This window comes from Streptomyces sp. P3 (genome assembly GCF_003032475.1).
GTDB lineage: Bacteria > Actinomycetota > Actinomycetes > Streptomycetales > Streptomycetaceae > Streptomyces.
In genome coordinates, this window is sequence record NZ_CP028369.1 from 9,292,456 (window position 1) to 9,305,511 (window position 13,056).

Annotated in this window: 13 protein-coding genes and 1 pseudogene; 5 read left to right on the top strand and 9 right to left on the bottom strand. The window is 64.8% G+C overall.

What is annotated here, in order from left to right:
- Positions 1-138: 138 nt before the first annotated feature.
- From C6376_RS41190 to C6376_RS41200, 3 genes are read right to left on the bottom strand one after another with little or no spacing between them, the layout of a single operon-like run.
- Positions 139-1,851, bottom strand: a complete 1,713-nt coding sequence (locus tag C6376_RS41190) for a GMC family oxidoreductase N-terminal domain-containing protein (protein ID WP_107448307.1) — start codon at positions 1,849-1,851, stop codon at positions 139-141.
- 29 nt (positions 1,852-1,880) lie between these two features.
- Positions 1,881-2,405 (bottom strand): DUF302 domain-containing protein, encoded by a 525-nt coding sequence (locus C6376_RS41195; protein WP_107448308.1) that lies wholly within the window; start codon positions 2,403-2,405, stop codon positions 1,881-1,883.
- Positions 2,402-3,127 carry a flavin reductase family protein gene (locus C6376_RS41200; protein ID WP_107448309.1) on the bottom strand — a complete coding sequence of 242 codons (726 nt, stop codon included), beginning with the start codon at positions 3,125-3,127 and terminating at the stop codon, positions 2,402-2,404. Before C6376_RS41200 ends, C6376_RS41195 begins: the two co-directional genes overlap by 4 nt.
- Positions 3,128-3,758: 631 nt before the next feature.
- Here C6376_RS41200 and C6376_RS46660 point away from each other — a divergent pair.
- Positions 3,759-4,031 carry a hypothetical protein gene (locus tag C6376_RS46660; protein ID WP_367881079.1) on the top strand — a complete coding sequence of 91 codons (273 nt, stop codon included), beginning with the start codon at positions 3,759-3,761 and terminating at the stop codon, positions 4,029-4,031.
- A 255-nt stretch (positions 4,032-4,286) separates the two neighbouring features.
- Positions 4,287-4,430, top strand: a pseudogene (locus C6376_RS46035) (hypothetical protein); the annotation flags it as partial.
- A 15-nt stretch (positions 4,431-4,445) separates the two neighbouring features.
- Here C6376_RS46035 and C6376_RS41215 read toward each other — a convergent pair.
- Positions 4,446-4,919: a helix-turn-helix domain-containing protein gene (locus C6376_RS41215; RefSeq protein ID WP_107449472.1), complete on the bottom strand. Its 474-nt coding sequence runs from the start codon at positions 4,917-4,919 to the stop codon at positions 4,446-4,448.
- A gap of 196 nt (positions 4,920-5,115) precedes the next feature.
- On the opposite strand from C6376_RS41215, the gene C6376_RS41220 reads away from it, so the two are divergent.
- Positions 5,116-6,129 carry an NADP-dependent oxidoreductase gene (locus C6376_RS41220; protein WP_107448310.1) on the top strand — a complete coding sequence of 338 codons (1,014 nt, stop codon included), beginning with the start codon at positions 5,116-5,118 and terminating at the stop codon, positions 6,127-6,129.
- A 377-nt stretch (positions 6,130-6,506) separates the two neighbouring features.
- Here C6376_RS41220 and C6376_RS41225 read toward each other — a convergent pair whose 3' ends face one another.
- The 4 genes from C6376_RS41225 to C6376_RS41240 all read right to left on the bottom strand — a co-directional run bounded on the left by C6376_RS41225 (position 6,507) and on the right by C6376_RS41240 (position 9,663).
- Positions 6,507-6,899, bottom strand: a complete 393-nt coding sequence (locus tag C6376_RS41225) for a nuclear transport factor 2 family protein (RefSeq protein WP_107448311.1) — start codon at positions 6,897-6,899, stop codon at positions 6,507-6,509.
- A 75-nt stretch (positions 6,900-6,974) separates the two neighbouring features.
- Entirely contained in the window at positions 6,975-7,856 is an 882-nt protein-coding gene (locus tag C6376_RS41230) for an MBL fold metallo-hydrolase (RefSeq protein WP_107448312.1), read from the bottom strand.
- A 364-nt stretch (positions 7,857-8,220) separates the two neighbouring features.
- Positions 8,221-8,658, bottom strand: coding sequence for a tautomerase family protein (locus tag C6376_RS41235; RefSeq protein WP_107448313.1), 438 nt, complete (start codon positions 8,656-8,658; stop codon positions 8,221-8,223).
- Positions 8,659-8,709: 51 nt separating this feature from the next.
- Complete coding sequence (locus tag C6376_RS41240; RefSeq protein ID WP_216825675.1) at positions 8,710-9,663, bottom strand: alpha/beta hydrolase; 954 nt, start codon at positions 9,661-9,663, stop codon at positions 8,710-8,712.
- 183 nt (positions 9,664-9,846) lie between these two features.
- On the opposite strand from C6376_RS41240, the gene C6376_RS44270 reads away from it, so the two are divergent.
- On the top strand, positions 9,847-10,152 hold the full coding sequence (locus tag C6376_RS44270) for an AraC family transcriptional regulator ligand-binding domain-containing protein (protein ID WP_159083446.1): 306 nt from the start codon (positions 9,847-9,849) through the stop codon (positions 10,150-10,152).
- Between the two features lie 267 nt (positions 10,153-10,419).
- Positions 10,420-10,845, top strand: coding sequence for a helix-turn-helix transcriptional regulator (locus tag C6376_RS44275; RefSeq protein WP_159083447.1), 426 nt, complete (start codon positions 10,420-10,422; stop codon positions 10,843-10,845).
- A gap of 600 nt (positions 10,846-11,445) precedes the next feature.
- Here C6376_RS44275 and C6376_RS41250 read toward each other — a convergent pair.
- Positions 11,446-13,056, bottom strand: coding sequence for a transporter (locus tag C6376_RS41250; protein WP_107449473.1), 1,611 nt, complete (start codon positions 13,054-13,056; stop codon positions 11,446-11,448).

The following is a 13,056-nucleotide window of genomic DNA, read 5'->3' on the forward strand; positions in this document are numbered from 1 at the left end:
ATTCGTCCGCCAACGCCCGCGTTCACGGCCCCGGACGATCCGCCGTTCTCCCACTTCACCCTCGTCTTGCTGGGCGGACGCCACGCAACGGACGGGATCGGTGTACCGATCCCGTCGGTTACCCGCAGTGCGAGGGGTTCAGCCCACGATCGGCAGCCGCAGAGCCGCCGGGGCCGTCACCGGAACGGCGGGGTTGTCCGGGGCCACAGGGATGAGCCGACGGTAGGGCTGTGACTGGGCTGGGCGCGGATCGGTCCCGCCCTTGTTGGGCCAGAGCGACAAGGCACGCTCGGCCATGGCGGTAATGGTCAGCGATGGGTTCACACCGAGGTTCGCGGTGAGCGCTGTTCCGTCCACGATGGACAGTCCCGGATAGTTGAACACCCGATGGTACGGGTCGATCACGCCGTCCTCCGGCGAGACTCCGATGGGCGCTCCGCCGAAGAAGTGCGCGGTCATGGGCCGGTTGAAGATTTCGCCCCATGTCCCGCCCGCGATGCCGCCGATGTGCTCGGCCGCGCGTAGGTTCGCCTCGTGCGCGGCGGGGATGAAGGTCGGGTTCGGCGCGCCGTGCCCCTGTTTCGAGGTGTATTTGCGGCGCCCGAACAGGCCGCGCTTGGTGTAGGTGGTGATCGAGTTGTCCAGACTCTGCATCACCAGCAGCATCATCGACCGCTCGCTCCACCGGAAGCCGTTGAACAGCATCGTCATCGACTTGACCGGCTCCCGCGCGATCGTGCGCAGCATCTGCAGCCACCGCGGCAGGGGCAGCGAACCGTCGGTGGCGACGGTCTGCAGCAGGCCCATCCCATTGCTTCCCTTGCCGTAGCGCACCGCCTGGATGTGCGTGTCGTCGTCCGGGTGGATCGACGATGTGACCGACACACCATTGGTGAAGTCGAACTCAGGGTCGACTCTGGACCGGCTGATGGCGATGATCGCCTCGGAGTTCGTGCGGGTCAGCTCCCCCAACCGAGGGGAGAGCTCCGGCAGTACGTCGTTGTCCCGCATCCGGTGCAACAAGCGTTGCGTCCCCCACGTGCCGGCGGCCAGTACGACCTGGGTCGCCGTCAGACTCCGCCGGAAGCGGCGTGACCGCCTCCCGGTCCTGTGGACGTCCACCACGAAGGACCCGTCCGGCCGGGGCCGTACAGCGTCCACCATGGTCAGCGGCATGACCGTCGCACCGGCGCGCTCCGCGATGTACAGGTAGTTCTTGACCAGGGTGTTCTTCGCGCCGACCCGACACCCCGTCATACAGGAGCCGCACTCGGTGCACCCGGTACGCCGGGGCCCGGCGCCGCCGAAGAAAGGATCGTCGATGTCCTTGCCCGGCTCGCCGAAGTGGACCGCGACCGGGGACGGTTGATATGAGTCCGCGACGCCCATGTCGGTCGCGACCTTGAGCATCACCTTGTCGCAGGCGGTCGTGGTCGGGTTGGTGACCACGCCCAGCATGCGGCTGGCCTGGTCGTAGTAGGGCGCCAGTTCCGACTCCCAGTCGGTGATGTGCGCCCACTGCCGATCCGTGTAGAAGGGCTTGGGCGGCCGGTACAGCGCGTTGGCGTAGACGAGTGAACCGCCGCCGACGCCGGCGCCCGCGTTCACTATGACGTTCTTGAGAGGGTGGACGCGCTGGATGCCGAAGCAGCCGAGCGCGGGCGCCCACAGGTAGCGCCTCAGATCCCACGACGTCATGGCGAACTCGTCGTCGGCGAATCGGCGGCCCGCCTCGATTACTGCGACCCGGTAGCCCTTCTCCGTGAGCCGGAGGGCAGCGACACTGCCGCCGAAGCCCGAACCGACCACTATCACGTCATAGTCGGGTTCACTGGCCGCGGGGGCTGTCATGAGCGCTGCCTCCGGTCCCCGGTCCCCGTTCACCGCGTCAGCTCGGCGGGAACTTCGAGACCCAGCGTGGTAAACAGCTCGGCGAGCTTGCCGTCCAGGTCCACGCCGACGTCGGCGATCTCCGGATCGTCGAAACTCGAGAAGCGGGTGCTGGGCTGATCGACGGAGAACCACAGCCGGTCGTCGTGGTCCTCGTAGATGGCGGTGCGCAGGGGCGCGTAGAGCATGACCCCAGGATTGTGGCGATACATGCGCTCGGCGATCGTGTGGTTGCCCATGAGGTAGGCGGTACAGCGGCGTGCGTGCCCGGCCACTCGCATCATCAGGTCGGTCTCGGCGCGCCAGTACAGCAGGAAATCGTGCGGGGCCTGCTGGTCGGTGATCCGGCGGATCGTGGCCCAGTCGGTCCGGTCCGGGTCGAGGTCACCGAAGTGGCCGGGGTTGAAGGGAGGGACCGCCTGCTCGTAGCGCTGACGGAATTCCTCGAAGGGCAGGTCGATCGCGATTTCGAGTCGGCGCACCTGGTGGGTGGCAACGCGTGTCCGATCGGTCATTGTTCATCTCCCCGCATGATGGATCCGGACGGTGACCACTCGGCGGTGTCGATCATCGAGTAGTCCTCGTCGTGCTGGTCGAGTCGTTGCATCCTGCGGCCGTCGAACCGTGCGAGGGTTTCGCTGTCCAGTGGCGGGACGAACGCGTTGTTCACCACCGTGTACTCGGCGGCCAGCCGACCGATCGGTGCAACAGCACCGGTGTCGATCCGCCCGTTGGGCAGGTAGAGGTCATCGCGGATATAGAACTGCACGACCCGTCCCACCACGAGGTGATTGAGTTTGTCCGGTGAGGGGGCGATCATTTCAACCACGCATTCGAACGCAATGGGTGCGCCCTCAATACGAGGTGGCTTCACAGCGGAACTGGGCACCTTCTTCACCCCGACCATGTCGAACTCGTCCTCATCGGGTTCGAATTCGCCGGCGCTGAGATGCAGAGGAAGCGCCTGCGGCAGTGTGGCCAAGTGGGTCACGAATTCGCCGGTGTCACGCATATTCACGAAACTGTCCTTGAGCGTGACACCATCGGACCGGGGCTGGATGGACAACGAAACCATAGGCGGCTTGCGGCCCACGACGGTGAAGAACGAGATCGGCGCCAGGTTTCCGACCCCATCGACCGACTGAGTACTGACCCATGCGATGGGTCGCGGAATGACGCTGCCGATCAGCAACTTATACGCGGCTTTTGCCGTGAGGTTCTCGGCGTCGATGTACATTCAGTGATCCTTTCGAGGACTCGGCCCGCGGACCAGTCCCAGCCGTGTTGCCGTGAGTGCGGCAGATCGAGCAACCGGTTGTTGGTTCACCCGGTGTTGGCATACGGACTCATCTCAGCGAAGCCTGCAGTTCCGGCATGCGATGCGCCTCTGCCCACGATCCGGTGGACGAGCCAAGTGACCCGATGCCCTGTCACTGCGTCGAGCCGACCTCGGGATCCACCCGGACTTGACCAGACGACAACGTCTCGGCGGCTGCCATCGCTTCAACGCTCAACACCCGGACAGCGCGGGCGCCGACCAGCACACACATCGCGCACGTGACCGGCGCATGCGGTCGCTTGTCCCGGGCTCCCTGGCCCATAGGCCTCGTGCAGAACGCTGCGCCAGGTCCGGACGGCTCCTGTGGCCAAGAAGCGCAGCCCGACGAGTGACTCGTTCATCATAACCGAAAACGCTAGCGGATACTATAATAAATGTATAGCCTCCATGTGTCGGCGCCCGTCGATCGCAGGCATGGGCTGCCCGCTCGGCCAGCCCATGCCTGCGCGCGTCCGCCCTGCCGAGTCCGCCTGATCCCGCCCGCATTGGAAACCGGTCAGTTTCCTTTAGGCTTCGGAAGCCTCTGGCGATGACCAATCGGCCGGTGGCGCTTGTGACGGGTGCCTCATCCGACATCGGGAAAGAACCCGCGTCGGCGCTGATCGCAGTGGGTTTCTACGCAGTGGGCACGAGCTGCGACGTTTCAGGCGTCGCCCCGTTCAGCGGTGTGACCATCCTCAATCTCAACGTGGCCAGGGACGCCTCGGTCGCCATCGCGGTCCAGCAGGTGGTAGAGCTGCGGCGAAGCCCGACATACCCCTGCAGGTCTACACGAAGCAACGACATGCCTTCGACCGCCTGATGACAGAGGCAATCGAGTGCGGCGACGCCCTGGCCGTCGTCGCGACAGCAACTGACGCGAAGCCGAAGCGGCACTAGACCGCTGGCCCCATGACCGAACGCGCGAGCACATTGCGCCGCGTCGTTCCCGCCCGGGCCTTCGACAACCAGATCCGCAACTGCCGGCCGCAGCCAGGTCAGGCTTCATCGTCGTCACCAGGAAACTCGCGGCTGGTTCGCCTCCGAAGGGGAGCGGAAACCGTGGACGCACGAGGAGAGCAACGGGGACGGTGCCGTACGGTGGGCCGCTGCCCTGCTCGGCTCGAACGGCTCCGTCGGCATGATCGGCGGGGGCTATTTCGGCAACGCGCCGGACGGAGCAAGCGCACCACCCGGCCGACGGAGCCCCGTGGGTCACTGAAGCACTACGCTCTGCTCACTCGGCGGGCCTCAGGCGAAAAGCCGGGCCGGGGATGCTCTCGATGTCTTCCGTCTGTACGGCGTGGCCCTCTTCGCAGCGGATCCGGATGTCGACGTGGGCGCCGCATCCACGGTGCCGCGCCAGTACGGCTGGCCCCTCCGGGTCGGCGCGGTAGCGGTCACCCCACTGCAGGAGTCCCATCACGGCCGGGACCAGATCCATGCCCTTGGGAGTGATCACGTACTTCGGACGGCTCCGCGAGCCCGGCTCCTTGTACGTCTCGGTGGCCAGGACCCCTTCCTCCACGAGCATCCGGAGCCGGGACGCGAGCAGATTTCGAGGACAGCCCAGGGTGCGTTCGAAGTCGCTAAAGCGGGACGAGCCGTACCAGACCTCACGCAGGATCAGAATCGTCCACTTCTCGCCCACGACCTCGAGCGTCCTGGCGATGGAGCAGTTCGACATGTCCCGGTCGAGTCGGGGGTCCATGTCGGCGTCCTGCAGGGCTTCGGTCGTCGCGTCCATGGGGGGTCATTCTAACCTCATCTGAGTTTACTTTTCTATACTCAGAAAGTAATGTCGTGACCGGCACGGACCCGGCCGCACACGAGACACGGGCGCGCAGGGGGTTCTGCCCGAAGAGTCGGATCGACCACCGAGACACCCACGCAGAAAGGCGGCCGGCATGAAGGCATTCGTCGTCCAGAAGTACGGCAAGGACGGCACCCGCGCCGCAGAGGTACCCGAGCCCACCGTCGGAGAGCGCGACGTCCTGGTCAAAGTGAGCGCCGCCGGCATCAACCCGCTGGACAAAAAGGTCCGCGACGGGGAGCTCAAGCTGCTCCTGAAGTACAAGCTCCCGTTCGTGCTCGGCCACGATGTGGCCGGCGTCGTGACGAGGGTCGGTTCCGCCGTACACGACCTCAATGTCGGCGACGAGGTCTACGCCCGTCCGCGAGACCTACGGGTAGGAAGCTTTGCGGAGTTCATCGCCATCGACGCGGACGATGTCGCGCCCAAGCCCGCCTCTCTCACTTTCCAAGAGGCGGCTGCAGTGCCGTTGGTGGCCCTGACTGCCTGGCAGATCCTCGTCGAACGCGCTCAGGTGCAGCCAGGGCAGAAGGTGCTCATCCATGCCGGCGCCGGCGGACTCGGGTCGACGGCCGTCCAACTCGCCAAGCACCTCGGCGCCACGGTGGCGACGACCACGAGCACCGAGAATGAGGAACTGGCCAGGACCCTCGGCGCCGACGTCGTCGTCGACTACACCAAGGAGGACTTCTCGAAGGTGCTGTCCGGCTACGACCTGGTGCTGGACTCCCTCGGCGGAGCGAACCTCAAGAAGTCGCTGACGGTGCTGAAGCCCGGCGGCCTGGCCATCGGTGTCGCCGGCCCGCCGGACGCCGCCTTCGCCAAGCAGCTCGGCGCCCCCTCCGCCCTAGGCCTGGTCATGAACGCGCTCAGCCGCAAGATTCGCAGGCGTGCCAGGACGCTGGGCGTGCGCTACGAGTTCTTCTTCATGCAGGCCGACGGCTCCCAGCTGCGCAAACTCAGCGCCCTCTACGACAGCGGAAAGCTCCGCCCCGTCATCGACAGCGTCTTCCCGTTCGACCAGACACTCGAGGCGATGGCACACGTCGAGCACGGCCGCGCCAAGGCCGGCAAGGTCGTGGTCTCGATGGCGCCTGACCACGGCTGAGAACATGCAGGCCGGCCACAGCCCCGGGGGCCGGCATGGCCCCCGATGGGGGCGACGACACCGCCGGAAGGCTCACTGGCGACTACATCGCGGAAAGCCGCAACTGCTGATGTTCGGTGGACCCAGCCCGAGCAGTGGAACCCGGTGCCTACCCGACGCGACACTCGCGCCGCCAGCATGCCCACCATCAGCCACAGAAAGTGAAACGGTCCACCGACGCCGTCGGCGGACCGTCGTGCAAGATCGAGACTAACTGCACTGGAATGCGGCGACGTGCAGGCCGTGCTCGAGCCCACTGCGGCACGGGCCAGGGCTCTGTGAGCTGCGGCGTGGGTGGCACTGCTCCAGTTCGATCGCGCTGGAGTTGATTGCCGCGCTCACTTCTTCGCAGTCTCCAGGGTGGTCTGCTCGAAGTGGGGACCCATCGCCTCGGCCAGGGCCTGAAGGGCGGAAGGCGGGCGCACCATCACCGTGATGTCGTCAATCTGGCCGTTCTCGTCGAAGTGAATGAAGTCGCAGCCCTGGACGTTCTTGCCCGAGACGGTGGCGGTGAAGACGAAGGGGTGGTCACGGCCGTCAGGATTGGTGATCTCGCGAGTGTAGGTGAAGTCCTTGAAGACGCCAGTCACGCTGCGCAGGATGTGATCGGTGATCGCCTTGCCCGGGTACGGCCTGAATGCGGCCGGGCTGGTGAAGACGACGTCGTCGGCCAGCAGCGCGGTCACGGCATCCATGTCACCGCTCTCGACAGCCTTGCAGAAGGGATGCATGAACCCACCTCTCATAATCAACAAGATGAATAGGTGCGGTTGGCAACTGGTGCTGGCTCCGAGTGAAAGGCTCGGTCACGGTGCGGCATCGCGTCCCATGATCGCGAAGATGGCGGAGAACTCGAGTGTCCAGAGATTGCCGTGGTGCGGGTACTTCGCAGTCATGACGGCCATCAGTTCTTCGGCGTCCTTCGCGACCTCGTAGGCGGCTGCGAAGTCCTGGATGTAGGCACGGGTTTGGGCGATCATGGTGTCAACCGCATAGTCGTCGCTGTCCGGCCTGCGGTGTCCGGACACGATCATTCGCGGTCGGAGCCTCTCCACGACATTGACGGTCTCGAGCCAGTCCTGCCACTCCGCGGGCGTCGACAGACCGAGCATCGGGTGGATCTCGTTGTAGATGGAGTCACCGGCCACGACGACGTCGATCCCGGGGATATGCACGATGGACGTGGGATGGATGTCGGCCTGCTTCACCTCGATGATGTGCAGGGGAGATCCGTCGACGTACAGGGTGTTACCTTCCAGCGGGTCCGGAACCGGTCCCGCCATGACGCAGGTGTCGCCGAACAGCAACTTCCACTGGTCGGCCTGCGCTTGCATGGTGGCCTTCATGGACTCGATGACGTGGGGCAGCGCCACGCACTTCGCCTCCGGGAACCGCTCCAGGAGCGGTCCGAAGCCCAAGTAGTGATCAGCATGATCGTGGGTGATGTAGATCGTCGTGAGCTTCTTGCCGGTGCGCTCGATCAGATCACCGAGTTCCTGTACGTCCTTCTTGAGGTAGAGCGCGTCGATCAGGACCACCTCGGTGGCGCCGCTCACGAGGGTGGCCGTGGTCGGCGAGAAGGTGCCGGACGGTATGCCGGGCACCTCTTCGGCGGGGATGTTCGGCGAGCGACCGACAAAGACCGTCGCGCGGATGGGTACGGCTGGCGAGGGGGTCTCAGAGTTCATGAGGTACCTCCGGGAGCGGTGTGGGCGGCCGGCGTCGCATGGCGATCGTCGGCGGTGGGCGAAGTCAAGTTTTGAACGCGCGATCGGTGACTCGTAGGACGAGCGCGCCCAGCGCTGGTACGTGAGCGCCTCAGTCCTCTGGAGCACCCCCGCGGCCGCCGGAGCCCTTGATCCTGCTCACCGCAGGACCAGCAACACTGTGCGGAGGCAGCGGCGGCGCAGAGCGCAAGGGTGATCGCGATGGCCAGAGCGGTGCCCGCGCTGTGGTCACGGCACACCCCTCAGACGCCGGAGATGGAAGAAGAGGGCCCGGGGCGCGGTGACCGTCAGCGCCCGACCGTGCGCCGGGTCCTCGGTCAGCAGGTCAGCTCGCTACCTTGAAGGGAATGGCCCTGTTCTCCTTTGCCCAGAGCTTCTCCACGTCGGACTCGGGGGGAGGCGGAACGAGGCCCTGCGTGCGCCACAGGTCCATGGGGCTCTCATCGATGTGGATCTCCCAGTCGTAGCCGCGATCCTTCACGAACGGCGCGAGCTTCTCCCCGATCACCTCCATACACGTGAAACGCATCTCGGGGTCAACCATCTGCCTGGCGACGTGGTTCACCCGTATCCGCACGAAGTTGGTGGCCGCCTTGCCACCGACGTACATGGTGTTCTCCGGAACGTCCTGGAACAGGACCACGACGTAGAACTTGGGCAGGTTGGCGTAGTCCACGTAGAACGAGGTGATGCGCTCGGACAGCTGTTCCCTGTCCTCCGGCGTGTAGGCGTTCTCGGGGGCGAAGATCTCCCAGTACGGCATTGCGGCTCCTCTGGATGCACGGCGGGTGGATGTGGCTTTGGTACGGGCGTCTCAGACTTGGAGGTGCTTGACGAAGTGGTCACGTGCGGCTGCGGAGCACTCGTCGAACCCGGATCCCGTGTAGGCGTCGAAGTGGCCGCCCTGGATGACGATGATCTGCTTCGGCTCCCGGGCCTCTTCGTACGCGTCGAGGGCGTGCTCGAACGGTGTCACAGTGTCGCCGGCGGCCACGATCATCAGGAGTGGGGTCGGGGCGATCCGGCTGATGTAGCTGCCCGGCTCGTATTCGCTCGCCAGCTCAAGGCTCCGAGCCGTCATCTCGTTCTTCCAGTTGGGGGCCCGGTCAGCCGATGTCTTGCTGAACCATTCGTAGGCCTCGGCTGCGGGCATCACCGCCTGCGCCATCGGGTCGGATGTGACGACCGGGAGCATCGTGGGCTCTCCGCCCGTGAACTGGTGGAGTCGGTCGCCCTGCAGTGCCGCACGGGTGTGTGGGATGAAGTCCGGCCGGATGGCCTGGCTCAGCATGTGCGATCCCGAGACGAAAGGCACCTGGGAGACGACGGCCTTCACTCTCTTGTCGATCGACGCGACCATGAGGACGTGTCCACCGGAGAAGCTGGAGCCCCAGATGCCGACGTTCGACGCGTCGACTTCAGGGCGGGTGGTGGCGTAGGTGATTGCGTTCCGGAAGTCCCGGTACTGCAGGACCGGGTCAACCTCCTGGCGGGGAGCTCCATCGCTGGCCCCGAAGTTCTGGTGATCGTAAACAAGCGCGTTGAGACCGGCTTCGGCGAAGACCACGGCGTAGTCGTCGAGGTGCATCTCCTTAACGGCTGACAGCCCGTGCGCCAGGACGACGACTGGTGCGGGGTCGCTGGTGTTTTTGGCCGGGTAGAACCAGCCCCGGAGGGTGACGCCACCCTCACCCTTGAACTCGACATCTTCGCGGTTCATGTGATGTTCCGATTCTGGTAGTGGTCCGTCTCTCGAGCTGTGGTTCACTTGGAGTGATCGTTTCTCGAGCCGTGGTTTCGGACAGACGCAATCTATGAGTGCGACCCGGCAGCACATAGAACGATTGCGCCGCGTGCTGGTATGGCTGTGCCACGGCCTGTGATCAGGCCGGTCAGGCGAATCCGTGGGCTTCGCGGTAGTCGCTGGGCGACAACGAGAACCTTGCGGGGGTTGACCACGCTCGTCAGCGCGGCCGGCGGCCCGGTTCCCGGCCTCCTCGCAGCGTATGGCTTCGACGAGGCGAAGATCGTCGAGGGCAACTCCTTTGTCAGCCTCCGACTGGTCGAGCGCGTTCTTGAGGAGAGGGCTAGTCAGTTCGCGCTGCCTGGCCTCGGGTTGAGGATGGCTGCGCAGCAGGATCTGCATATGCTGGGGCCGCTGGCGATCGCCATGGAGAACTCACGCACGATCGGCAAGGCCGTCGGGTGCGCGAGCCGGTACCTGTTCGTCTACACCCGGCCATCTCACTCGAGGTGACCGAGGATCCGCTGGGAAGTCCCGGGGTGATCGGGCTTCGCTACGCGAGCAAGACGATGGACGCGTCACCGCGGTCGATCGACTACGGCATCGCGATCGTTCACCGATTCTTGACGCTGATCAACGGCGACGCACCCTACGGACTTCGTTCGGTCCAGCTTCCGCACGCGCGTCTGGCCCCTGAAAGCGCCTACCCGGGAGCCTCGGAGCGGAGGTCCGGTTTGCTTGTCCGAGTGCGGTTCTCCGCGTCACGAGCGGACTGTCTCGATGCCGGTCAGCGGCGGCAACGCCCTGCTTCGTGACATCGCGATCGGCTATCTCGACACGCACTTCGGCCGCAAGGACCTGCCGATCTCGGACCTGGTGGCAGCGATTCTCAGCGAGCAGCACGGAAGCGACTATCCGGACCTGTCGAAAGTCGCACGGCTGCTGAGTCTCCACCCGCGGTCGCTGCAGCGGTCCCTGTCCGCGGAGGGCACGACCTTCATCGGCGTCGTCGATCGCGTTCGCAGGGGTCAGGCCTTTGACCTGATCACAACGACCGACCTGTCGTTCTCGCACATCGCGGCGAGACTGGGAATGCACGAGCAGGCCAGTCTCACTCGTGCGGTACGTCGGTGGTTCGACACGTCACCTTCCGTACGGCGCACAGGGCAGGAGCCGAAGAGCCACTCGGTTTTGATCGACTCATAGAGGCGGACAGCCGCTTCGTGCGAGGCAGGCGTCAGACGGAGTGTTCGAGCAGGCGGTGGGTGAGTGCGAGAGCCGCGTCAGTGAACGCTGGCCCACCAGCATGGCCACCGTCCATAACCAGCCAGACGGGTCGGCGAGCGTGTCGGAGTCGTCGGCACCGAGCCGGCGACGATCAGGCGGGCGCTCGCGAGCGTCCGACAGCCACGACTGCGCAATCCGTACGAGCTCGTCGTCCTCGGCCCGCGCTTCGCGCACGTCGTTGCGCACCGCGCAGCCCGCGAATCGGTGATGCCGAGCCCGACTGACCGCCTCGGCGACGTAGGCCTCCAGGCGGACGCAAGATCGTCGTCGAGGCCCCCAAAGTAGGCCCAAGACGCAAGCCGACCGGCCACTGGCAGCGCCACTTCGAACCGGTCGGCCAGGGTCACCGTCGGTGGCTACTCACCGACGGAGGCAGGGGTATGGATGCCGGTGGACAGCCATACCCAGCCGTGTGCAACTGGGGGGTTGCGACGGATATCGGTGTTGCTCAACCGATCCCATGGTTCACATTGAGGGTGTCGACGCACGCCCTACCATTGTGCACTGCCGGAGTGAATCCTAGCTTTCCTTTCCCGTCAAGATTTTGTATTTCATGCTCCGGAAATCGGCCTCGGAAGTTTGGGGTGAAATAATGCTTCCGAGCCACCCGAGGATGAACGCGACAGGAACGGAAACCAGTCCAGGAGTCTGGAACGGATACCAATTGAAGCTGGATTCAGGCCATAGCGCGAATTCCGTCCCAGAGACGATGGGTGAGAAGGTAGTGAGGACGGTGCAGAGCAGAAGTCCCCCATACACGGACCACAGTAGTCCCCTGCGGTTAAACCGGCTCCAGAAGAACGTGTACATCAGCACAGGGAATACGCATGAAGCGGCAACGCTTATGGAAAATGCGATCAGGAAGTCGGTCGGGTATCGGCGGATTACAGCGGCCAATGACAGGCCGACCGCGCCCACGATGACGGCGGCCACGCGCAATGCTCGTATCTCTTCGCTGTCGGTGCGGCTGCGTTTCCCTCCCGCGAACACATCGTGCGCGAAGGAGACAGCGGCAGCGAACGTCGCGCTGGTTACCCCGGTGAGCACTGTCAAAAAGACGGCGCATGCCATGAGGGTGATGAGGACGACGCGTCCTGTCGAACCCTCTCGGAGTAGATCTGCGGCCAGCAGAATCGGGGACGACTGCCCAGAGGCATCCACCGCGCCGATGCCGCTCGCGCCTACCACAGCAGCTGAGGCGAAGCCGGTGGTGACCAGCAGGAGGATGAACGCGCCGACCAGCCCCGTGGCGATACTCATAGAGCGCCGCGCCGAATGCCCTGTCCGCGACGCGCCGATCCGCAGGATCAGGTGGGGCATCACGGCCGTACCGAGGATGAAGACTACGTGATTGCCGAGCGTGTTGAGCGGCCCGAAGCTCACCGTGTACGGCCACAAACCCGGACTCAGATAGCTGTCCGGTGCCAAGCTCTTCTCCGCCGCGGTCGAGAGCAGAGTTCCCGGCTCCCACTCGAACCTTTTTAGGGCAAGCAGTGTGACCGCAGCAAGCGTCACCAAGATGATCGGCACCTTGGCGACATGCATGAAGCTGTTGCCCCTCAGCCCCGCCATCGCTGCGAAGCAGACAACGAGACAGCCCATCAGCACCGTGCACAACAACTGTGCGCCAGCCGTCGGCATACCGATCAGGAGGGCTGCGCTGATGCCGGCGGCACGCAGTTGGATCGCGAGAATGGGGATCACGATGGCAAGAGTCACTGCGGCCGCGGCAACTCGGGGCCCGGAACCTGAAGCCCGCAATGAGAACAGGCCACCCAGAGTATAGCGACCACTGTTTCGTACCTTCTGGCCGAGGAGCAACAGCACGCCGAGCATGATCAGACTGTCGAGGGCGAAGGTGAACCCGTCGTAGCCGAACAGGGCGACGCTCCCAGAGACCGTCAACAGGGTGACGACCGATATCTGCTCGCCAGCCATAGCGAAACCGTTGAAGACCGAAGAGAGGGATCGGTTGGCAACATAAAGCCTTTCCGGGTTCGACTCCTCCGCTGCGGCGAGCGCGAAGAGCCACAAGAGAGAACCTCCGACGAAAATCAAAAAGACAACGATCACGAGGCGCCTCGCGTCCGAACCGATAGGGTCGAGTGCCCCCGAGCTCAGGATATCCAT